Raw genomic sequence first — 23,063 nt, forward strand, 5'->3', positions numbered from 1 at the left:
TGTACTCATTAGATGGAAATGGATTCCTATCGGAAAGGAGCTTTTGCTCATGTCAAACATTTTATTTAAAAATTTATTTATCTCGGTCGGTATTGATGTTGGTGCAGATTTCAGTTGGATGTCTATCGCACTTCCTAACCAGACCTTTGTTGGAAAGCCTTTTAAAATACTACATTCAAACATTGATTCCCTTGAACTCGCTGTTTCTAAAATAAAAGAAGCAGAAGAGTTGTATTCTTTGGAAAGTCGCATTTTCCTAGAATCCACGGGAATTTATCATTACCCACTCTTCTGGCTATCTTCGTGATACTGGATTTAATGTTAACCTAATTAATCCTATCATCACTAAGAATAGCACAAACATTAACATTAGAAAAGTGCATAATGACAGATTTGATTCAAAAAAAGCTGCCTTAATAGGCTTAAAGCCAGATTTAAAAGTATCTCTTATGCCATCAGATCTTGCTCTTGATTTAAGAAATCTTTCAAGAGAGTATTATGATTTGATGGACAACCGTTCTGCTTATGTGAACAAACTTCAAAGTGAACTTCGGATGGTATTTCCAGAATACCTTAAAATTTTTTCAAAAATAACTACTAATACATCATTAACCTTATTAGAAACATACACATCTCCAGATGCATTTTTAAATGCTTCCAAAGAAGAGATTATTGATTCTATAAGATCTACAGCTCGTTTTGGGCTTACATATGCTAATAATAAGTATAATGCCATTATAAAGGCTGCCAATGATGCAAAGACCTTCGGTTATTCTGTAAGTAGTAATTTTAAGCGTATTAGATTATACATAAGCTTTATTCGAAAGTATGATGAAGAGATTTCTTCTATACTCTCTGAAATGCATAAGCTTGTTGATGAAAATGAAAATACTGATTTTGTAAAGCAAATTCACTTGATTGAAACATTTAAAGGTGCAGGTTTTCTTTCTGCTGTAAGCCTCATGGGAGAAATCGGAGATTTCTCTGCGTTCAACTCACCAAAACAGCTTTTTGCTTATTTTGGTTTAGATCCAGCAGTAAAGCAATCTGGCAACTTTAATGGCACAAAAATCAGTATGTCAAAGCGAGGCTCTCGAATTGCCAGAAGAGTAATTCACACTATGGCATTAATCAGCATAAGCAAAAACAAAGATGGCTCCGCCAAAAATCAAGTACTTCGAGAATACTATCTTTTAAAGTGCCAAAGTAAGCCTAAAATGATTGCTCTTGGGGCAGTTATGCATAAAGTTTGTAACATATTATTTGCCATTCTTCGTGATGGGAAAGAATTTGAAATAATTACACCAGAAGAACACCAAAAGAATTATCTCAAAGCGAAATGCGGCTTCGCTGCGTAGTATAATTCCATAAATATAATTTCCGTTTTTTGTTAGTCTAACAAAAGTTTATTAAGGTTACCCTTTTTTAAGATAATAAAAATATTAATTATTTTTTTAATTCTTATTGACATTTCTTAGCTGGACTAATGTGCTTGTCTATTTTTTAAAGCTGTAATAATATTATCTACTACCTTCTTAACAATGTCTGGATGTGTAGCCATATTAAGCCTGATAAATCCCTTCCAGTTTTCTCCAAACCATTCACCATAATCTACTGCTAAATGGCATTGATTTTGGGGTAAACTCTTTTAATTTCGTCTAAAGGTACATAAGCTCTTAAATCCATCCAAAGAAGATATGTTCCTTCTAGTGGGATACAACAACTTCTGGGAATGCCTTAGCCATTTGAGTTTTTACATAATCATAGTTACTATAAATTACTTCTACAAGGCCTTTTCTCCATTCTTCTCCAGTACGATAAGCTGCTTCACAAGCCACCAAACCAAAAATATTTACTTCTATTTGACTTACTGTTTTTAAATATGCATCATAGATAGCTCTTTTTTCTTTACATGGTATAATAATATTAGATGTTAAGCAAGTAGCTAAGTTAAATGTTTTTGATGGTGCATTAGCTGTTATGACATTATTCTCATAAATACCACCTGCTACAGTAGCTGTTGGAATATGCTTATGTCCTGGTGCAGTCAAATCTTGATGGATTTCATCAGAAACAACTAAAACGTTGTGCTTTTTACAAATCTCCATCATTTTAACTAACTCTTCCTCTTTCCACACTCTTCCTGCTGGATTATGAGGAGAACATAAAATATACATTTTTACATCATTTTCTACGATCTTTCTTTCAAACTCATCAAAATCAACTGTAAATACACCGTTATTATTAATCAAATCACAAGTGACAAGCTTTCTATTGTTGTCTTTTACACAATTGTGGAAAGGATAGTATACTGGTGTCAAAATGATAACTGAATCGTTTTCTTTAGTAAAAGCATTTACTAACCAATACAACGCAGCTACTACACCTGGAGAAATACGAATACTCTCTTTTTTTACTTCATATCCATGATGTTCTTTCTCCCAAGCTATAAATGCTTCATAATATGAGTTTGGAACAAATGAATATCCATAAATTCCTTCCTTTACTTTTTTAACTAATGCATCAATTACAGATTGTGGTGTACGAAATTCCATATCTGCTACCCACATTGAAATTAAATCTGGATCGCCAAATCTAACATCTAGTGCGTCCCATTTTAATGAATTTGTACCTTTTCTATCCATATAATACTTATCACAAAACTCTTTAACAGACATAATTCACTAACCTCCTGATTTTTATTTTTGTTTCCGCGGTAAACTATTTTATGTATTTATACTAGCACATATACATAATGGAGTCAATATTTTTCTGTAATTGTTTCCAAGGGAAACGATATTTTTTTCTTACAACTGTACTTCTTGCGTAATGTATGCATATATGTAATAATATTAAAAGGTAGACATTTGCAATTTCAAAAATAAATTGGCTATATACTAAAAAATGGATCTTATCTTGTACTGAAATTATTTTCACAATACAAAAGATCCACAATTAACTATTATTAAAAAATATGTAAGGAGATTTTTATGTCAGATTTAAATCAACAATTTGCTACTCTTAATGATCGTATTGGCAAATTATATCATTTTGTCATTTTGTATGGGGATTATATGAATTCTAAACATGATTATGGCACCGGTCATCAATTGACAATGATTGAAGCACATATATTAACTTTTATTGACGACAACCCTGGAACAACTGTCACTGAACTTTCAAAATATTGGAATCGCACTAAAGGAGCAATTTCAAAAAACCGTAAGCCGCTTAGTGGAACGTGGATTTGTAACTCGTTATCAAAAAAAGGATAATGCAAAAACTATTCTTCTCAAGGTAACTGAAGAAGGTTTAAAATTAAGTCAAGCTCACAAATTATATGACACTATTGATATTGCCAAAACATTAGATGATTTGCTGAAGAAATGTACTATTGAAGATATCGATTCTTTTTACAAAGTTATCGATACTTATATAGAACTAATTAAAAAGGATTTTAAATAATTTTACATGCATTTTTATGGATAGGAAGTACCTACTTCATCGCCGTCGGATATGAGATTTTAAATGTCCGCTTTACCATCACAATGCCTTTTTCGTTCCAGCTCATATGTTTATGATAAAAGTAGATTCATTCGAATCTACTTTTATATCTGTTAAAAAATCTATAAAATATTTCTATTCTAATGCACTTTCATCATATAAGTTAATTATTTAGGCCAATGCTTTAATTCTTCATACTGCTCTTTTGTTAAACCAAAACACCCAAATTCAATTAAATCAGGGTCATGAAAGTCACTGCCCCCGCTTTTAGCTAAGTTATATTTAGCTGCCAAATTTAATGTTTTTTCGTAATCTATTTTCTTCATCTTAGAATGATTTATTTCAATTCCTTTTAATCCATATTCAACATATTTTTCAATCTCATCATAATTATTATATTGACATGGATGAGCAATAATTGGTATACCACCATCTTTCTTTATTGCTTCAATCCCTTTCATTACAGGAGTATATCCCATGCTTAAATCAGTTTCCTTTGATGTCTTTGAAGCAAAAAGTTCCTTGTATTTTTCCTTTGTCATCTCATATGTATATTTCTCCTTTAGAGCTTGAAAAATATTCATTTTAAAGACAATACTGTATTTGGAATATTTTTAGCATCTTTATAAGTAATATCATACCCTTTTTGAGACAATTCCTTTATTAAGTCTCTATGATAATTATCTCGACATTTTAAAGTCTTATCACATAACTTTTTAATGTGTGGGGTATTTTCATTAAGCCATAGTCCAACAATATGAACCTTTTTAAATACATCATAATCATAACAGCTCATTTCTACACCTTTTATTACCTCAAGATCCATTTTATCGCCTAGTTTCTTAATTTCATCAAATTGGTCAACTGTATCATGATCAGTAATAGCTAATGCCTTTATTCCTTTCTTTTTTGCCATATCAAGAACATTAGCAATTTCACAAATACCATCACTGTGGTTTGTATGCACGTGCAAATCAGCATATATCATATTAATCCCCCCTAAATTGCTGTCAATAAAACATCTTCTATGTCAACTTTATTCTTATTAGTTGGCAATACATCCATATAATCATTACTATTGGTTATAATTACACTTGTTGTTAAATCATATCCCGCATCTTTTATTTTATCAATATCAAATTCCAATAGTAAATCACCTTTCTTAACATTTTGCCCTTGTTGAACCAATAAGTTAAAATACTTTCCATCTAAAGATACCGTATCTATTCCTACATGAATTAATACTTCTACATCATTTATAGTCATTCCAATAGCATGACCTGTATGAAAGCAGGCACTAATCACACCATCTCCTGGAGCATATACTTTGCCTTCACTAGGAATAATTCCTATTCCAGCACCCATTACTCCACTTGAGAAAGTTTCATCAGCAACATCCTTTAAGGGAACAGTCACTCCTTTTACTGGTGTTAAAATATTCTCATAACCTGTTTTTTCTATAACTTTTTTCTGTTCTTCTTTATTCTCTTCAACTGGGTCATCAAACCCAATAATTAATGTAGCAATAAATGTTACTACTGCAGATATAGTTAATGTAATGATAGCATATATTAAATTGTTAGTACCTTGAGATACCCACATTGGTAAACTCAATAATCCTGGTGTTACATAGACGAAAGCCTTTAATTGAACTATTCCAGCAAATAATCCTGCTGTTGCTCCGCCAATCATACAAGCATACATTGGCTTTTTTAATTTAAGATTAACACCATACATTGCTGGTTCAGTAATTCCTCCTAAAAATGCTGTAACACTTGATGAAAATGCAATTTGTCTAAATTCTTTATTTTTAGTCTTTAATGATACTGCAAGTGATGCCGCAGCCTGAGAAATATTAGAGCATAATGCAATAACACGTGTAACAGGGTCAAAACCATTTTGTTCGATGAGCATAACACAAATTGGACTTAATGCTTTATGCATACCTATGGATACTAACCATGGATATACAGCTGCTAAAATTGGAATAGCAACAATGCCAAAATGTTGCTGAACAAACATTACAATATCCGCAACTAATTGTGCAATGTAATTACCTATTGGTCCAATTATAATAAATCCTAATGGTGCAGTGATTAATATAACTAGCAATGGTGCCATAAACACTTTAATCATTTCTGGAACGTACTTATAAACATATTTCTCAATATAAGACATTATCCATACAATTAAAATAGCAGTTACAAGCTGTGAAGAATAACTTACTAATGATAGTGGTATTCCTAGAAAGTATACAGGTTTTCCTGCAGCTACTAATGAAATCCACTTTGGATGAAGCATTGATAGACAAATAAATGCTCCCAAATATCTATTACATTTAAATATTTTTGCCGCTGAAAAACCAACAAATACCGGCATAAAATAGAAACCCGTATCAAAAATAAATTTTAACATAGTATATGTTTGAGATGATTTATCTAAAACTCCAACTAAACTTAAAATTAAAAGTAATACTTTCCCCATTCCTGCTCCTGCAAGTAATGGAATCATTGGTGCAATTGATCCAGTAATAACTGACAGAACTCTATTTATAATCCCGTCCTTTTCCTTACTCTTATTGTCCTTTGATGAATCTAAATTAGTAACTTTCATTATTTCTTTATAGACTTTGTCTACATCATTACCGATTACTAATTGATATTGTCCTCCCTTTTTTACTAAAGATAATACCCCATTAATTGCCTTAACTTTTTCATCATCAGCCTTTGATTCAGAATTAAGATTAAATCTTAATCTTGTTGCACAATGAACTAGAGAATTAATATTATTCTCTTCTCCTACAGCTTTTAAAATTTCACTAGCCATTTTTTCATAATTCATTTTAAATTCCTCCATTTCCTATTTTATAAAATGAAGGTTTAGCCAACTTAATGTTACTACCCAACAATAAATATTTTCTTTTTTTACAATCACCCCCTCTATTTTGTTATTCAATTTATAAACTAAAATAAAAATTTTAATAAGCTATTTACTTTTATAACTTGTCTTAATTTATTTATCACTTATAAGCTTTGTAATATGTATTGTAAGATATAGCACTTCATCATCATCTAAATAATAATAATACTTTTTTTCAATAAATTGTTTTATCTTCAAGCTGCATAAATACGGTTCCTTGTATTTTTCTTTTATAATGTCCAACAGATTATTATTAAGCTCGTCATTTTTATTAGATTTTTTTGAAAAAACTCTATGTCCAAAAAATTTTAAATGAGTAATAAAACGATAATAATTATGTGAATCAGTATCAAAATTACGCTTAAAGTGATATTTAACAATATTTATAATATTTTGTATAAATCCAGTTATCTCATATACATCATGAATATTATTGCTGACCTCAGCACTGACAATATGGAGTGCAATAAATCCAGCTTCATCTTCATACATGGTTAAACCATAAATTTTTTTAATCATAGCAATTCCATATAGTCCAATCTCATATTCATTTTTATAAAAATGTTTGATTTCCCATAATAACTTATTCTTTAGTGTAATTCCTTTATTATAGCGTTCAATACTAGTACTTATATGGTCCATCAAGGAAATATACAAGGAATCATCAAGTTTCATAGATAATTTCTGCTTTGCATATTGTACAATGTCATAGCAAAGTTCAATACATTCCGTAGGAATACTACTTAAAATATCAACAAGATGGTTGGGATATTCCATGGAACTTAAAATAAACTTTTTAGTAACTTTACTTTGTTCAATAGCATCACCATTTCTCCTACCATAGGCTATTCCCTTTCCCATTATAATTATTTCTTTTCCTTTATCATCAAATGTTATGACTGCATTATTGTTTAAAATCTTATTTATTACCATAAAATTCCTCCCCCAAAACAAAAAAACCTATCTCCAGATATAACAAAAATATCTGTAAATAGGTTTTGTGTAGCAAGCTAAGTGCTATTACAATCCGTATATTACATCTGTATTATACTACATTATAACTTTCATCGTCAACGCTTACATAAATACATCACTGTAAACATATTATAAAAATAAATTATTATTTTTTAATATATTATACTAATATAAATTATAATTAATTATATATTAAACAAATTTCATCTACAACTACTATCTTACCACCTAGAGTATTTTATTATTTATTTTACATCAACATATAAAAAATCGGAAAACACTATTGAATTAGCTTCATTCAAATTAAAATTAATTGAATTAAGACTTATATCCTGAAACATTATTGGCAATCCGTTTGCTTCTAATATATTTGGAGAGTCCATCAATTGAAAATGAAGATGTGGGATAATATTACTTAGAGGTTCTTCATATAGATGAATTTCTTTGATAACCTTAATTGCATTCTTAGCTTATATCAGTTTAATAAGTTCCATAAAATATGTTTCAGCTTACATTATCATCCTAGGGGCTCTTGCAAAAAAACTCCTAGTGGAGAAAAAATTTTTTCGATTGATTACTATATTAAATATCTAATTAGTAATTATATTTCTATTTAAGAGCAACAGCTTCAAAAGTAATTACTTCTTCAGAATTTGATGGATACTGGTCAAATTTATAGCCTGAAGAAATCACAATATTTTTAAATCCTATACTTTCAAGTATTGATTTAAACTCCTCTACTCCATACCAACGTAATGGAAAATACTCTAATTCTGTTTGTAGAAGTACTCCTTCACGCCATTTCTCATATCGTCCATGAGAAACAGTATATTGATTTATATGGTCAACCTCTACAATTTTATTTTCTAATGTAATTATATCTCCATTAGAACATTCCAAGGTTTTTGTGGAAACTGTACCTATAGAAATATCCGTTTGTAAAAATATATCAAGAATTAATCTACCACCATTAGATAAATGTCTATAAAAGTTTTCTAATGCCTTTATTGAATCTTTTCTTTTATGTAGTAGAAGGAACGTTCCCGTTGGCACTATAATGGCATCATATTCTGTATCTTGTGAAAAAGACTCCATCTTTGCCTCAAAAAGTTTAGGGTTCAAGCCTCTTTTTTTACAATTATTTTCACATATCTTTAACATATCTTTTGAACTATCAAATCCATCAATATTTAATCCTTTTTCTAAAAGAGGAATTAATATACGACCAGTTCCTGTTGCAGGTTCAAGAATAGGTCCCTTGCATGACTCTAATCTATTCATATAAAATTCTACATCTCCAAAAGAATGGCCTATAGGTTTATCCATATCATATACTTCTGAAGACAAACTACCATAATAACTTAACACCTTTTATCACCTTCTTCTTTGATTTATTCTAAATACTTATTTTAAGTATAAAAAAAGTATTCAATTCTATTTCACTTTTCTAACAGGAACATAAATATCCATAACAGTGTCCTTTCTATAATGACAACGTTCATCGTAAAATTCAAAATCAAGTTTATTTTCGTCATAAACATATCCACTGTTTTTAAACCAATCTTCAAAAATATATTTCCACGTTCCTTTAATAATCTTTGCAAACTCCTTTTGTTCTTTATCATTTGTAGTATCAACAGGAGTGGTTGTAAAAACGGCATACTCAGCTTCTGGAACTTCAACTGTTAGCATATCTTCTTCTACCTTTGAAAAGTCATCAACAATTACACCTAAAAGATATATTGCATTTCCATCTTCAGATAATGGAACACACAATCCCACTTCAGCATGTTTAGGTGGATTTAAAATTTCATACATTTTACTTTCTAAATTTTCACCATTATAATTGCTCCAGAAAGATGCAATATCCTTTGTATATGTGACTCCAGTAATATTGATATTAATTCCATAACCAGCAACCTTAAATGCAGGTCTTTTTACAATAACAGGCTTCATAATATCACCCCCAATTTCAAATGTTATTTTTTCATCCAAATATCCATTCATTCGTATCATATACTGTGTGGGACTATAACCAAACACTTTACGAAATGCCTTAGTAAAACCACTATGCGTTTCAAACCCATACTCCAAAGCAATATCAATAATTTTCCTACCTTTGAATAACTCTGCGGTTGCTAAAGACAATCTGCGCCTTCGAATATATTCCATAACAGACATACCTTTACATAGACTGAAAACCCTACAAAAATGATAGAGGGAATATCCAGATTCATTAGCAACTTCTTCAATAGTAATATCTTCTTTAATATGTTCCTCAATGAATTCAATACATTTCTCAATATCCTTCCTATAATTCAATGTCCACCTCCACCTTATCCTTAGGATAATTTTATTATAACAACAACTTGACAATAGAACTGTTCCTGTTTTGCTAAATATTGATATTTCCACTTTTAATTTTTTTGTCTAAATCTTACTCTTCATAACTTCCCCCTAACTACTTTCTACATTACATTAAATGCATAGACAATTATCCAAACTAATTTAGGGGCTTATTATATATAATCTTATAAGGACTTTTAATTTTAAATTACTGGACTATAATAAAACAGAATTTATGTACATTAATCATGAAAGGCAAGTAATAAGATTTATACTAAATACCATATATATGCCTTAGGTAATGATGAGATATTTTCAGCAATTTATGAATTAAAAAACATTGTTTTACTTATATATAAACTTATTGTATACTGAGAGCATATAAGAATGAATAAAACATAGGAGGTTAAAAAAGTGTCAGTTACTAAGGTAAAAGAATATTTTAAAAGCTTTGGTATTGAAAACAAAGTAATGGAATTGGAGCAGTCAAGTGCAACAGTGGAACTTGCGGCAAAAGCACTTGACTGCGAGCCGGAAAGGATTGCAAAGACTCTTTCATTTTTAGTTGGTAGTAAAGGAATATTGATTGTCGTTGCGGGCGATGCTAAAATAGATAATCGAAAATACAGAGAAGAATTCCATGAAAAAGCCAAAATGATTCCTGCTAAAGAAGTAGAAACAATAGTCGGTCATGCACCAGGTGGAGTGTGTCCATTTGCCATAAATGAAAAAGTTCAAGTTTATCTTGATATTTCAATAAAACGATTTTCTACAGTATACCCAGCTGCAGGAAGCGGAAACAGTGCTGTGGAATTAAGCATAATGGAACTAGAAAAGTATTCCAATCCAATAAAATGGGTTAATGTATGTAAAGGATGGATTAACCAGTAAAAATATTTATTTAATGTTAATTAGGAATGAAATACCTTGCAACATAAGCTATAAAAAGTATTCCAATGCTTCAATACTAATTACTGGTCTTATTAGTTGCATTTTTTTCACTTCATCATACTCAACGCCTGCTATACCATTTTGAAGCAATGATGTTCCATATCCCATTTCTATTGCTCCATTATATGAAAAAAGTACGCAATATTCAGCTGCAAATCCACTTATAACCACAAAATCAACTTCAAGTTCTTGTAATTTATTATGAAGTTCTGTCTTAAAAAATGCATTATTATACTCTTTATGAATTATAATATCATTTTCATTAGCAATAATAGAATCCACAAATTCAAATCCTTTAGAACCAGGTCCATCCCCTACTTCAATATCCATCACTCTTACAACAGGTAAATCTTTTTCTCTAAACAACTTAGCTGCCTCATTTATATACTCCACTGCATCATCAAATTCCCTTTGACACTTACAAAATTCACGACATCCATTCTGCATATCTATGATTAAAAAAGCTGCTTTCATACATATACACTCCCCTCTAATATATAATTTTTTAGCAATTATTTTCATACAGAAAATGCTTGGTTAATATACTAAATATGTGATTTTTCCATCTTTACAATTTTAATTAAATGTAAAGTATTTCTACTCCTGAAAAATTAATGTTACCAACTAATGTTAAAGTATTTGTTGTTATTTCATCGTTTTTATTCTTTTCTTCAATGGAAGCTAAAAATACATCAGTTTTATTCTCAATCTTCCAACTTTTAGGTATATATAGTTCTATTCCTGAAAAAGAAGCATTAATCCTAACTACAGCATTATTATTACTCATGACTGCGTTATCAAAATACACCTTCATAGCTCCAAAAGAGCACTTTAAATCCGCTTGTTCAAACTTATCTGTATTTATATATTTTATAGTACCACTAAATGAATTATTAAATCTAACATAACTTCCATCTTCTATATCGATTTTCTCAAACTTATCGCCTTCACAATGACATTTAAAATTAACCGTTTTAGTACGTTTATGAAAAATCATAGAAAGGCCAATACTACCAAGTGCTGCTGCAAGTAATACAGTCCAAGGTGTAATCTTTGTTATCCCTAATTGTTTATCATATATTATACAAATAAATGCAATAGGGAATAAAATACCTGAAAAATTAAGAGTAAATAAACTTTTCACAATAACTACTACTAAAAAAATTGTTAACAATAAACTAAACACATTTACATCAGGAAAGTATCCAAGCTTATTTATAATCAAGAGAACTCCTCCTAATATAAATATCAATCCCCAAAAAATCCCATCTTTTTTCATATCATTTCCCCTTTTCTAATAATTTAATTTTTAATGGCTTATAATAATATCTTGAAACATATACCTGTTTATGAGTATTTTGAAATTCAACCTTACTTGATGATGATATGCTGCGTGTTATGGAGTAAATATGATTTGTATTTAAAATTGTTGATTTTGAAACTCTCATAAAATATCCTGGTAAAAATTCTTCAAGTTCATAAAGCTTATATTTCACATTATATATATTGTCAATGGTATGTGCACAAATCCCATTTTTTTCAGTTTCAAAAAATAAAATTTCTTCTAAGGAAATATAATACTCAGTACCACCTCTGTAAAAAGTTATATGCCTCTTCTGGGACAACATATCATCAAGTATAATTTGAATATTTTTAACATCTTGACTTAGTTCACTACATCTAATAATAACTTCATCTTCTTTGATTTTGTTATCCACTTCAATTCGTATTTTCATATTTTCACTCCCCACATTTTTATTATATTGCCTATTTTTTTCCTTGTAAATATAACAACAGTAAGTGGTTAGTTTTTACTTGTAACTGGTATGTTTTTTACGCATATTTATCTATAAGAAATTCTTTTGTAGGTAAAATCATATTTTTCTTTAAATATTTTAAAATCATACTCTGTATCCTCTATTTAATTTCAATAAGCTATATATAATGCTTACCTTACATTATATATATTAACAATATATAATTGTTTAATGATTAAGAAACATATCTATTTCTCCATTATGACATGATTCTGAGAACTGCTGAAAAAGGGATATTTTAGAATAGATAATTTTTATGGTTACTAATGTTTTGATTTTATGGTCTCAATTACAGGACCTATTCCTTTTAAATAGTCTTTTATACTAGGTTCTATAATAAAATCTGGTGTAAAAGTGTCAGCTTCATTGGTTGAAGTTTTTAAAAATTTTGTTGAGTAAGTTATATTTAATTTAGAGTTCGGTAAAGTCATATTTCTCATATCACCATAATGAATTGGTTTTCCTCCAGTTGGCTCACCAAAAAATTTAGCATTAGTTAACTTTTGGAATTCTAAAACATATAAAATTCCTGATGAAAAAGTTCTTCTTCCCACAATAACGTATAATTTGGTTGGTGATTTCTCATTTGTAATACTTGCTATTTTAGATACAAATTTATTCTTTCCTGTATAAACTCCACCACAATTATTTCACATATCTACAATTAACTTTTCTACTTTTTTTTCTTTTACTGTAGTTATTATTGAGTTTATATCATTTTTGCTAGGTGTCCCAATTTTACAGGAATTAAACTGGCAATAAAGTATTTTTTCATTTTCTAGATATTTAGACCAAAATGCATCTTCCTTTTCACTATAAAAAGGTTTTATATTTACAGAATCACTTAAATGCAAATACTTTATTTCATTTGTACGCTTAGGTATTACTTTCGTATTAAACGTTCCGCCATTTAAATCTTGAAGTGTAAAGTTCATTTCATTATTGCCTTTTGTAACTTTAAAATACTCCATAACTTTAGGATCTACCAGATATTCTGGTTCTTTTAACTTAAGCATGAATTTATTTTCATTAGGTATTAATGTATCTATATTCTTAACAATATTTTCAATAGGAACATTATTAATGCTTAATATTTTACAACCCAGTATTTCTTTATATTGGAAATCAGCTTCAATAACATAGAGACCTTCCTTAAACCAATAAGTTTTTATAGGATATATGATATTAGATTGAAAATTACGTATAGTACTATGCGAATCTCCTACACTGGCTATAATTTCCATAATCCTTACTTGTATTTCAGAAGAATCTAGATTTTCCAAGTCATTTTCCAATTTTTCTATAGAATTATAAAACTTTTCTCTATCAATTTTAAAAAATAAATTAATATGTTTCTTAGGTAAATTCTTACTTATATACTCTATATCTTCCTTCCACTGTTCTTTTGTTATAAATTCATTTTTTATGCTTACTGTTATAAAATTCTTTATTATGAATAATAGTATTATGATTATAATTATTATGAATAATATTATCTTAAATCTCTTTTTCATAAACCCCTCCTTAACTGAATCATATCTTTGTGCCTCCCATACCTTTATGAAGCAAATCTCTTAGTTTCTTACTTAGCTAAGTTAGTAACTAAGACTTTTTCTAAATAGCATATGTCAATTTCATCCCAATTTGTTGTAGACATTTCACTGTCAATAAAATGTTGCAACTACATATATTCTTCACTAATAAATTTAATTACACCTTTTTCTTTAAACAATTCACTAGTTTTTACCATTTATTATTATATTATATCATATATTTCTAACACTGTTTTTTACCATTAAAGGATACTGTGTTGGAATTATAAAATTTTTCCTCAATGACTTGCATAAGAGCTCGAAACAATAAATTTAATTTAAGGAATTCTAATCTTTTAGCCATATAAAATTACCTAACGCTCGCATTCAGCGTCCTGCCTCAGGTACGCTAGCCTGGCGTCCTTGCCAGGCTTACGATAATTTTATCTATCTAAAAGAAGAATTTATAAAATTAAATTTAAATAATTCCTTGGCTTCTTATGCTACTCATTCCAGAGAAATTTCATAATTCAAGTAATTTAATACTTTTTGTGTCATAATTATCCTATAGTATATGTTATAATAACAGGTGAATTTTAATTTATATGGACATAGTTGGCAAGGTAATTATTGTTTAATTTTATTTTTGAAATCTATAGATCAAGGAAGTGTTACTATGAATAATTCAACTAAAATAGATCGTAAAGAAATTATAGATTCTATTATAGATTTTAAATCAATTGATGTAAGCTATGATAATAATATTAAAATTGCCAAAGATATTTTAAAAGCAAATGAAACAGGATTAGTAAATAGCTTGGTAGATTCTAACTTAGCTTTAAGACCCAAACTTATTGTAAATGATTACAATAAAGGCAGCAAAGTTTTAAGCCATATTACTTCAGAATTGATGAAATGTAATGAATTTATGATATCTGTGGCATTCATTACAAATAGTGGTGTAACTCCTCTTTTAGAAACCCTAAAATACTTAGAGAACAAAGGAGTTAAAGGTAAAATTTTAACCACAGATTATCTGAACTTTAGTGAACCAAAGGCATTAAAAAAACTTCTAGGATTTTCTAATCTTCATATTAAACTATACTTAAAAGACAGCTTTCATACTAAAGGATATATTTTTAAAAATAGTGATCATTATAAACTTATTGTAGGTAGTTCTAATTTAACTCAAACTGCTCTAACTAAAAATAAAGAATGGAATATCAAAGTATCTTCTTTAGAGGAAGGCTCTTTGACAGAAGGAGTATTAAATGAATTTGAATCCATGTGGAACGATGCTGATGATTTAACTTTAGATTGGATTGAAACCTATGAAAAAATATATCTAAAGCAAAGAGAATATTTTAGAAAAAGTAAAGTTCCAAGAGTTTCACAATATACACTAAAGCCAAATAAAATGCAGGTATCCGCAATTCAAGCTTTAGATAAGGTAAGAGAAAATGGCGCTAAAAGAGCTCTATTAATTTCAGCTACAGGAACAGGTAAGACTTATTTATCCGCCTTCGATGTTAGAAACTTTAATCCAAGAAGAGCATTATTTATTATACATAGGGAACAAATTGCAAAACAAGCCTTGGAAAGCTACAAAAATGTTTTTGGTGATACTAAAAACATGGGCATTCTTTCAGGTACTTCAAAAGACTCAAACAGTGAATTTATATTTTCAACAGTACAAACTCTATCAAAAGATGAAGTATTACTAAACTTTCCCCAAAATGAATTTGACTATATTATTATAGACGAGGTCCATAAAGCCGGTGCTGCGAGCTACCAAAAAATAGTGAATTACTTTGAGCCTAAATTTTTATTAGGTATGACAGCTACTCCAGAAAGAAATGATGAATTTAATATTTTTAAAATGTTTGATTATAATATTGCATACGAAATTCGTCTTCAACAGGCTTTAGAGGAAGATTTACTTTGCCCTTTTCACTATTTTGGAATCACAGATATATCTATAGATGGCAATGACTTAGATGATAATACAGATTTTAAATATTTAGTGGCTGACGAAAGGGTTAATCATATTATTGATAAAATTAATTTTTATGGATATTGTGGAGATAGAGTAAAAGGATTAATATTTTGTAGCGATAAAAAAGAAGCTAGGGAATTATCTTATAAGTTCAATGAACGAGGATTTAAAACATTGGCATTAACAGGAGAAAATTCGCAAAATGAACGTGAAAAGGCTATTGAACGCTTGGAACAAGATGAAACTATTAACTGTTTAGATTATATTTTCACAGTGGATATTTTCAATGAAGGTGTTGATATACCAGCAGTTAATCAAGTGGTCATGTTACGACCTACTAAATCAGCCATAATTTTTGTACAGCAATTAGGACGTGGCCTTAGGAAATATAATAGTAAAGAATATGTTGTTATTATAGACTTTGTTGGAAACTATAATAATAATTTTCTAATTCCAATAGCTCTTTCAGGGGATAGAACCTACAATAAAGATACTATTAGAAGATATATTATGGAAGGAAATAGAGTCATTCCAGGCTGCTCTACTGTAAATTTTGATGAAATTTCTAAAAATCGTATTTTTGAATCTATTGATAAAGCTAACTTTAATGATATGAAACTTATTAAAGAGAGTTATAATAGTTTAAAACAAAAATTAGGTAGAATTCCTAAACTAAAGGACTTTGATTTATATGAATCTATTGATCCCTTAAGAATTTTTGACAATAAAAACTTAGGTTCTTATCATAAGTTTTTAAAAAAATATGAAAGTGAATACAATGCAGAGCTCAGTACTGTACAAGAATTATTCATAGAATTCATTTCAAAAAAACTTGCTTCTGGAAAGCGAATTCATGAGCTAGAGATGATTAAATGTGCATTGAATTATAATTTCAATTTAATGTGCAAATTAAGGCATATTCTAAAAAAAGAATATGATATAAGCTTTAAGGATACTACAGAAACCTCTATAGTCAATGTACTTACAAATCAGTTTGCCACCGGCTCTGGTAAGAAAACCTATAGAGAATGCATTTTTTTAGAAAAATTCGGTTTAGACTATCAAATCTCAAAAGTCTTTAAAGAAAATCTTAAAAATGAAGCATTTAAAGAAATGGTTGTTGAATTAATAGACTTCGGAATAAATAGATATAAAAAATTTTATAGCAAGCGCTATATGAATACAAGTTTTCAGCTATATCAAAAATATACCTATGAAGATGTATGCAGATTATTAGAATGGGAAAAGGGTGAAGTACCTCTTAATATTGGAGGTTACAAATTTAATCAAAAAACAAAAACCTATCCCGTTTTTATAAATTACAAAAAATCTGAGGATGTTGTAGATTCCATAAATTACGAAGATAGATTTCAATCCTCTTCTCAATTAATTGCACTATCAAAATCAGGAAGAACCGAAAATTCCGATGATGTTGTACAAGCATATAATGCTGAAAAAGATGGAGTTGAAATGAGTTTATTTGTTAGAAAGAATAAAGATGATAAAATATCAAAAGAGTTTTATTATCTAGGAAAGATTAATGCTACAGGAAACCCCAAAACCATTATAATGAAAAATACTAATAAAACTGCTGTGGAAATTAAATATAAATTACACACTCCTGTAAGAGAAGATATTTATGAATATATTATTTCATGATTAAACCATAAAAAGGTACACTGTGGTTGAATTATGAAATTCCTCTTCCATGACTTGCATAAGAGCTCGGAACAATAACTTTAAACAGTTCCTTTTCTTTTTATGCAAGTCATTCCAAAGAAATTTCATAATTCAGGTAATGTAATGCTTTTTCTTTTAGATTTCCTTAGTTTCTTTTAAATTTATTTTATATTTCCTTAAGTTTTTCAATGACTAATAAATCCGCTGGTACCCAAGGAAGCTTGTCTATTTCCTCTAAGGTTATCCATTTAGCATCATTATGGGCGTTTAAATGCAATTCACCACCACATACATTGCATATAAAACAATGCATTGTAAGATGAAAACTTGAATAATCATAATCAACAGTAGTTAAATATTTATTTATACAGATATCTAACTCTAGTTCCTCTTTAATTTCACGCTGAAGAGCTTCTTCCTTGGTTTCTCCCGTTTCTATTTTCCCACCTGGAAACTCCCAAAGGTTCTCAAATTCACCATAACCACGACGGGTAACAAATATTTTATCATGATTTTTTATAATCGCTGCCACTACTTCTATCTTCTTCATATGTATCTCCGTTGCCAATAACCTATAAAAATCTATAAGCATTGTTTAATTCCCTGTTCAACGTGTCCGATTTTGCAATAAAGCTACTTTCATTTGGTATAACACTCCAAGGGCTTAAATTCCCATACAACGCATGGTACATATACAAGTTTACTTTTAAGTGCAACATCTTGTATTTACTTATTTTGCTTGGTTTTCGCTAACTACTTGCGTAAGTAGTTTTTATTACCACTAACACCATCAAGGTTCTACCCTATGACTATATTACTTTAGCAATATATTGGATTCACAATAGCTAATTATATTATAACTCAAAATAAGATAAAATATACCTGCAATTTTATATAAGATTTTATTATATCTTTATAGAATTATTGCAACAGTCACCTCCCCCCCAAATTTAAAATAATCAAATTTTTCCTTTGTATTATAGCACTGTAAGTAATTTGGTACAAGTGCCGGACAACATCAAAACTCGCTTTCATATCTTTTGAAAAATTCATAATATGTACGCACATTTTCTAATTCTGTCCACTTTTTCACATCAACTGGATCTTCATCAAGATCATATATTTTTGCTCCGTGCATAGCAAGTAGAAATGGTGAATGCGTGGATATAATAAATTGACAGCCTAAAAATCGTGCAGAGTCCTCAATAAATTTCATTAATTCCATCTGACGTTTTGGAGAAAGACTATTTTCAGGCTCATCCAGTATATATAATCCATTTTCATCAATTTTTTCAATAAAATATCGAAATGCACTTTCTCCATTTGAATATTCCCTCACATTATCCATCAATTCATTTCTCACAAACCGTGACTGTGTTTTACTTCTAGCTGTATTTACTTTTTTTAGTTGCTCATAATCTGCTATAGACTTCATTTGGAAATGAGAATATTTCACATCCAAATATTCTTCAAAAAGTTTTTCCCGTTTTTGGTCAATCCCTTCGTTGAGGTTACGTATATTCAACATATAATCAAATACATCATCACTTGTTATAATCCTACTATTTTTAGTAATATCCTCTTCAATCTCTATATCACACATATTGACATAGTCCTGATAGAAATTAGATTTATTATAGACAGCCTGTCGAGTGATTCCTATTTTTTCTGCTATCACATTTAATGCCGTTGATTTTCCTGAACCATTTCCACCATATAAAATGGTAACTGGCTCAAAATCAATTCTTTCAAAACCATGTTTTGATAATATCTTAAATGGATAAAACGAATCGTAGCACATCCTTTTTTCCTCCATAAAAAAATCAAATTCCATATCATCGTTTGGAAATATAAAAACATTTAAATAAATCATTATCATCTTCCTTATCATAACATTATATAAACAATCTTCACATCATAATCTGTTTTCCCATACTTTTAAAGCACATGATACCATAACAAGCGCAAACTTCCCGTTCAACTAACTTACATCGTGACAAGACCCTTTAAATTAGATTAATGCGCCTTCTTGATTTAAAAATATAATTCGTTCCAGTTACCGTAGTAACGAATATGTAAGTGATATACTTTTTCTGCAAATCCTAATTTTGTATATCCTTTATTAAAGGATATTTGCATGTATGGATTTTTTTGAGATGACATGAAAGTCCAACCATTCTGTGTTAAAATACTTGTTAACTGTTCAATATCTGTTTTATTATTTATTCTAATAAAATATCTACTGTTGGTTTAGCAATCAAACCTTCAACTGCACTGCTTCCTATATAATTAATACGCATAATATTTTTTCTATCAATACAATTTAAAAGTTGTTGTTTTTCCATCTTATACCAACATTTACCACTTGTTCAACATTAAACATCAGCTTCAGACCCTGCTACAATAATCTCAGTAAGATTCGTAAAATCCACGGTTTTTCCCCTAATCCTATTTTTCTTTTAATATTTTAAAATCCATTTCTATATAAGGAATTTCATTTTCTATATTATATTTCATTCTTTCAAGATACTCTTTTTGCCATGGCTCTATATTTTCTTGACTCCACATTTTTACGAAGAACATATATGAACATAGCCTTCTATATTCTAAAAATAAAGGAATTTTTTCAATCCAATAACTATCAATTACATTCTCTTTTGTATATCCTTGTAAAAATGCTCTTATAAAGCTCCATGCAAAATTAATCTGATTTTGCAATTCATTTGCCGGTACACAAGCTACTGCATGATAAAATGCAATAGCTATATCATAGATAAACCAACTATATAAACAATCATCAAAATCAAAAACTGTTAACTTATTGTCTTTATTAATAAAAAAATTATATTGATGAAAATCATTATGTATTAATCCATAAGAATCCTTATCTTTAGGTAAAGCTTTTAATTTACTTACAATTTTATTCCATACATCAAGGACTTTTTTATCTGCTATAGAAATGCTATATTCACCTGTGAAATAAATATCTTCATTCCACTGTTTTCTCTTGGTAAATTTATATTCTTTTGATAAAGCGTGAATCTGCCCCATAGTTTGACCCCAATTATGAAATATTATTAATATTTTCACTCATTTAAAATTCCATCCTTAAAAAATATTCTTAATAGTTTAAATAATAACTAAATTTATATATATATTATTGTATCACATATTTTCACATTAATATTATCTTATTTTAAGTGTTATTATACTGTTTAATGCCTATCTAAATTCATAAAATTTTCATAGAATAAAAACTTTTATTTAAGATAATATTTATTTAGCATTATTCTGTGGCTATTCGGTATATTATTAGGTAATTCTTCATAACTAAAAAATTTTAATTCTTTAGTTTCTAAATCATCTATTTTCAATGTACCACTAAAATTTTTAGTAAAATATCCTACAGTTAAAAAATATGCCTTATCACCGTTAGGAAAATCTATATAACAATTTTCCCCTGAGGTAGTTCCAAGTAAATTTAAGTCCTTAATATCTAATCCGCTCTCTTCTTTTACCTCCCTAATAGCGGTATCTTCCAAAGCTTCTCCTAATTCTGTAATACCACCGACCAGACCCCACTTGTATGGAAAGGTCCCTCTTCTTTGAAGTAAAACTTTGTTGTCTTTATTTATGATGAGTACATTTACTCCTGTTAGATTTATTGGATCATGTCCAACTCTATCCCGTATATATTTTACGTAATCCATTATCAAAATCCTTTCTAATTTTTAGCTAAATCATACTACTTCTACTTACCTCTACATTTTTTAAAAAATGCTTCTTCATTTAAAAACTTTATAACTTGTCCATTTTTCTTTAAATCTACTGCTCGCCTAAGCTTATTACTCATCTCTTCCCTATTTAAATTCTCTATGTCTTTTGTATTAGTAACTATACATGTTGTTTTCTTAGTTACAGAACTTCCAACATTACCGCTAAGCTTTCTAACTAATATCATTGCTTCATCTCTTGTTATGGAAGCTAATCTTCCTGTAAATACAACAATCTCATCTTTAAATGCAGTAAAATTAAAGCTTTCTATTATGTTTTTTCTTGAAGGTTGTTTATTAGATTTTCTAAAAATTCTTCCTTTAGTTGAAGATGATTTATATCCATTTTCATTTACATATCCTAAAGTAACTCCAAGTAATTTTGATATTTCATTGATATTCTTTGAATTTAATTCTTGTGATATATTAAGTAAGATATTACTGCAGGCCATTGCATCTGCTAAAGCATCATGATGCTTAAACTCATATCCTAAAAAATTATTTACTGTATTCAGTCTTGCATTATCAAGGTTACTGTAAAAATTTTTAGAAAGTTTCATTGTACATATATACTTAAAACTTGGCATTTTTATATCATAAAGCTCTAACGTATTTCTTAATACAGATATATCAAATGAAGCATTGTGAGCTATGACTAAATTATCATTAAAATAGTGTTTAATTTTTTCCCAAACTTTATCAAATTCTAATTCATCCTTAACCATATGAGGTCTTATTCCATGAATCCCAATATTTATTGGCATAAATCTCATTTCCTTAGGTTTTATTAAATGATATACTTTTTCTATAATCTCACCATTTTTAACAACTACCAAGCCAATAGAACATGGACTATTTCTTTTTTCATTAGCAGTTTCAAAATCTATAGCTACAAAATTCATTTATCTTCTTTCCCTTCCACTTATACTCTTGCTTACTAAATTATGCGGTAAATTTTTTTAAATTTTATTTCAGCATTTTATCTTTTTTACAGTTTCAAAAGAAAATTATTACTATGAAAATGCTAAACTTTTTTAAAATTTTGTTTTCAAAATATGCTCCAGTAGTGCAGCACATCCCTCTTTAATATCCTTATAGGTTTCATCAAAATTACCTGTATACCAAGGGTCAGCAATATCTCGAGGAGAAATAGAAAAATCAAGTAATCTATAAATCTTTCCGTATTTGTCATCTCCAACGATGCGTAAAGCATTTTTAATGTTATAACTTTCCATGCAAAGAATATAATCATACATTTCGTAATCTTTTTTAGTAAGTTGAACTGCAGTCTTTCCCTCACAAGAAATTCCCACTTCGCATAACTTATTTTTTGTACCCCAATGCACAGAATTTCCTACTTCTTCTCTACTGGTAGCAGATGACGCTATATAAAACTTGTCCAAAAGACATTTTTCTTCCACCATATGACGAAATACAAATTCAGCCATAGGACTGCGACAAATATTACCATGACATATAAACATTATCTTTACCATATTTTTTTAACTCCTTATTCTAAAATAATTCAAAATATAAAACTGTTATTAATACTCATTTACTCTACTTGTTA

21 protein-coding genes and 2 pseudogenes are annotated in these 23,063 nt (G+C 28.9%); 5 read left to right on the top strand and 18 right to left on the bottom strand.

All coding sequences use genetic code 11. The annotated features are described in order from the left end of the window. Positions 1-307: pseudogene (locus CC89_RS21350) on the top strand (hypothetical protein); the annotation flags it as partial. A 34-nt stretch (positions 308-341) separates the two neighbouring features. After that, a complete protein-coding gene (locus CC89_RS00180) occupies positions 342-1,358 on the top strand; it encodes a transposase (protein ID WP_353600884.1) in 1,017 nt (338 codons plus the stop codon). A gap of 348 nt (positions 1,359-1,706) precedes the next feature. Here the strand turns inward: CC89_RS00180 and CC89_RS00185 are convergent, their stop codons facing one another. Next, positions 1,707-2,678: a MalY/PatB family protein gene (locus tag CC89_RS00185; protein ID WP_286161260.1), complete on the bottom strand. Its 972-nt coding sequence runs from the start codon at positions 2,676-2,678 to the stop codon at positions 1,707-1,709. 312 nt (positions 2,679-2,990) lie between these two features. Between CC89_RS00185 and CC89_RS20180 the strand changes: the two genes are divergently transcribed. Further along, positions 2,991-3,275 (top strand): MarR family transcriptional regulator, encoded by a 285-nt coding sequence (locus CC89_RS20180; protein WP_185750622.1) that lies wholly within the window; start codon positions 2,991-2,993, stop codon positions 3,273-3,275. A gap of 396 nt (positions 3,276-3,671) precedes the next feature. Here CC89_RS20180 and CC89_RS00195 read toward each other — a convergent pair. From CC89_RS00195 to CC89_RS00215, 5 genes and pseudogenes are all read right to left on the bottom strand, one after another. Next, positions 3,672-4,492: pseudogene (locus CC89_RS00195) on the bottom strand (PHP domain-containing protein). A gap of 11 nt (positions 4,493-4,503) precedes the next feature. Then, a complete protein-coding gene (locus tag CC89_RS00200) occupies positions 4,504-6,345 on the bottom strand; it encodes a PTS beta-glucoside transporter subunit IIBCA (protein WP_035287751.1) in 1,842 nt (613 codons plus the stop codon). A 171-nt stretch (positions 6,346-6,516) separates the two neighbouring features. After that, positions 6,517-7,356 carry a BglG family transcription antiterminator LicT gene (gene licT, locus CC89_RS00205; protein WP_035287753.1) on the bottom strand — a complete coding sequence of 280 codons (840 nt, stop codon included), beginning with the start codon at positions 7,354-7,356 and terminating at the stop codon, positions 6,517-6,519. Between the two features lie 651 nt (positions 7,357-8,007). Further along, positions 8,008-8,766 (bottom strand): class I SAM-dependent methyltransferase, encoded by a 759-nt coding sequence (locus CC89_RS00210; protein WP_035287755.1) that lies wholly within the window; start codon positions 8,764-8,766, stop codon positions 8,008-8,010. A gap of 66 nt (positions 8,767-8,832) precedes the next feature. Continuing rightward, a complete protein-coding gene (locus CC89_RS00215) occupies positions 8,833-9,720 on the bottom strand; it encodes an AraC family transcriptional regulator (RefSeq protein WP_035287758.1) in 888 nt (295 codons plus the stop codon). Between the two features lie 438 nt (positions 9,721-10,158). On the opposite strand from CC89_RS00215, the gene CC89_RS00220 reads away from it, so the two are divergent. After that, complete coding sequence (locus CC89_RS00220; RefSeq protein WP_035287760.1) at positions 10,159-10,635, top strand: YbaK/EbsC family protein; 477 nt, start codon at positions 10,159-10,161, stop codon at positions 10,633-10,635. 48 nt (positions 10,636-10,683) lie between these two features. On the opposite strand, the gene CC89_RS00225 is transcribed toward CC89_RS00220, so the two are convergent. The 5 genes from CC89_RS00225 to CC89_RS00245 all read right to left on the bottom strand — a co-directional run bounded on the left by CC89_RS00225 (position 10,684) and on the right by CC89_RS00245 (position 14,026). Further along, positions 10,684-11,169: a cysteine hydrolase family protein gene (locus tag CC89_RS00225; protein WP_035287763.1), complete on the bottom strand. Its 486-nt coding sequence runs from the start codon at positions 11,167-11,169 to the stop codon at positions 10,684-10,686. Between the two features lie 106 nt (positions 11,170-11,275). Further along, positions 11,276-11,974, bottom strand: a complete 699-nt coding sequence (locus CC89_RS00230; protein ID WP_035287766.1) for a LiaF transmembrane domain-containing protein — start codon at positions 11,972-11,974, stop codon at positions 11,276-11,278. A 1-nt stretch (position 11,975) separates the two neighbouring features. Then, entirely contained in the window at positions 11,976-12,431 is a 456-nt protein-coding gene (locus CC89_RS00235) for a LytTR family DNA-binding domain-containing protein (RefSeq protein WP_035287769.1), read from the bottom strand. 344 nt (positions 12,432-12,775) lie between these two features. Continuing rightward, positions 12,776-13,066, bottom strand: a complete 291-nt coding sequence (locus tag CC89_RS00240; protein ID WP_035287772.1) for a hypothetical protein — start codon at positions 13,064-13,066, stop codon at positions 12,776-12,778. A 96-nt stretch (positions 13,067-13,162) separates the two neighbouring features. Continuing rightward, on the bottom strand, positions 13,163-14,026 hold the full coding sequence (locus CC89_RS00245; protein WP_035287775.1) for a hypothetical protein: 864 nt from the start codon (positions 14,024-14,026) through the stop codon (positions 13,163-13,165). A 694-nt stretch (positions 14,027-14,720) separates the two neighbouring features. On the opposite strand from CC89_RS00245, the gene CC89_RS00250 reads away from it, so the two are divergent. Beyond that, complete coding sequence (locus CC89_RS00250) at positions 14,721-17,699, top strand: DEAD/DEAH box helicase (protein ID WP_035287777.1); 2,979 nt, start codon at positions 14,721-14,723, stop codon at positions 17,697-17,699. 187 nt (positions 17,700-17,886) lie between these two features. Here CC89_RS00250 and mutT read toward each other — a convergent pair whose 3' ends face one another. The 7 genes from mutT to CC89_RS00285 form a co-directional block, all read right to left on the bottom strand. Continuing rightward, positions 17,887-18,270, bottom strand: coding sequence for an 8-oxo-dGTP diphosphatase MutT (gene mutT / locus CC89_RS00255; protein WP_035288454.1), 384 nt, complete (start codon positions 18,268-18,270; stop codon positions 17,887-17,889). Between the two features lie 468 nt (positions 18,271-18,738). Then, positions 18,739-19,593: an AAA family ATPase gene (locus CC89_RS00260; RefSeq protein ID WP_035287780.1), complete on the bottom strand. Its 855-nt coding sequence runs from the start codon at positions 19,591-19,593 to the stop codon at positions 18,739-18,741. A 349-nt stretch (positions 19,594-19,942) separates the two neighbouring features. Then, on the bottom strand, positions 19,943-20,065 hold the full coding sequence (locus CC89_RS20800; RefSeq protein ID WP_081896903.1) for a GrpB family protein: 123 nt from the start codon (positions 20,063-20,065) through the stop codon (positions 19,943-19,945). Between the two features lie 103 nt (positions 20,066-20,168). Further along, complete coding sequence (locus CC89_RS00270; protein WP_286161261.1) at positions 20,169-20,810, bottom strand: phosphotransferase enzyme family protein; 642 nt, start codon at positions 20,808-20,810, stop codon at positions 20,169-20,171. Between the two features lie 170 nt (positions 20,811-20,980). Next, positions 20,981-21,430, bottom strand: a complete 450-nt coding sequence (locus CC89_RS00275) for an NUDIX hydrolase (RefSeq protein WP_035287783.1) — start codon at positions 21,428-21,430, stop codon at positions 20,981-20,983. Positions 21,431-21,471: 41 nt separating this feature from the next. Continuing rightward, entirely contained in the window at positions 21,472-22,395 is a 924-nt protein-coding gene (locus tag CC89_RS00280) for an exonuclease domain-containing protein (RefSeq protein WP_035287786.1), read from the bottom strand. A gap of 132 nt (positions 22,396-22,527) precedes the next feature. Beyond that, positions 22,528-22,989 carry a low molecular weight protein-tyrosine-phosphatase gene (locus tag CC89_RS00285; protein ID WP_035287789.1) on the bottom strand — a complete coding sequence of 154 codons (462 nt, stop codon included), beginning with the start codon at positions 22,987-22,989 and terminating at the stop codon, positions 22,528-22,530. Positions 22,990-23,063 lie beyond the last annotated feature (74 nt).

Origin of the sequence: Clostridium sp. KNHs214, from assembly GCF_000744935.1 — a bacterium.
Classification (GTDB): Bacteria; Bacillota; Clostridia; order Clostridiales; family Clostridiaceae; genus Haloimpatiens.

Bases quoted from the DNA above. Each gene is read 5' to 3' on its own strand.
- CC89_RS00185 (WP_286161260.1), bottom strand. From the start codon at position 2,678: ATGTCTGTTAAAGAGTTTTGTGATAAGTATTATATGGATAGAAAAGGT.
- CC89_RS20180 (WP_185750622.1), top strand. From the start codon at position 2,991: ATGTCAGATTTAAATCAACAATTTGCTACTCTTAATGATCGTATTGGC.
- CC89_RS00200 (WP_035287751.1), bottom strand. From the start codon at position 6,345: ATGAATTATGAAAAAATGGCTAGTGAAATTTTAAAAGCTGTAGGAGAA.
- licT (WP_035287753.1), bottom strand. From the start codon at position 7,356: ATGGTAATAAATAAGATTTTAAACAATAATGCAGTCATAACATTTGAT.
- CC89_RS00225 (WP_035287763.1), bottom strand. From the start codon at position 11,169: ATGAAAGCAGCTTTTTTAATCATAGATATGCAGAATGGATGTCGTGAA.
- CC89_RS00230 (WP_035287766.1), bottom strand. From the start codon at position 11,974: ATGAAAAAAGATGGGATTTTTTGGGGATTGATATTTATATTAGGAGGA.
- CC89_RS00235 (WP_035287769.1), bottom strand. From the start codon at position 12,431: ATGAAAATACGAATTGAAGTGGATAACAAAATCAAAGAAGATGAAGTT.
- CC89_RS00245 (WP_035287775.1), bottom strand. From the start codon at position 14,026: ATGAAAAAGAGATTTAAGATAATATTATTCATAATAATTATAATCATA.
- CC89_RS00250 (WP_035287777.1), top strand. From the start codon at position 14,721: ATGAATAATTCAACTAAAATAGATCGTAAAGAAATTATAGATTCTATT.
- mutT (WP_035288454.1), bottom strand. From the start codon at position 18,270: ATGAAGAAGATAGAAGTAGTGGCAGCGATTATAAAAAATCATGATAAA.
- CC89_RS00260 (WP_035287780.1), bottom strand. From the start codon at position 19,593: ATGATTTATTTAAATGTTTTTATATTTCCAAACGATGATATGGAATTT.
- CC89_RS20800 (WP_081896903.1), bottom strand. From the start codon at position 20,065: ATGGAAAAACAACAACTTTTAAATTGTATTGATAGAAAAAATATTATG.
- CC89_RS00275 (WP_035287783.1), bottom strand. From the start codon at position 21,430: ATGGATTACGTAAAATATATACGGGATAGAGTTGGACATGATCCAATA.
- CC89_RS00280 (WP_035287786.1), bottom strand. From the start codon at position 22,395: ATGAATTTTGTAGCTATAGATTTTGAAACTGCTAATGAAAAAAGAAAT.
- CC89_RS00285 (WP_035287789.1), bottom strand. From the start codon at position 22,989: ATGGTAAAGATAATGTTTATATGTCATGGTAATATTTGTCGCAGTCCT.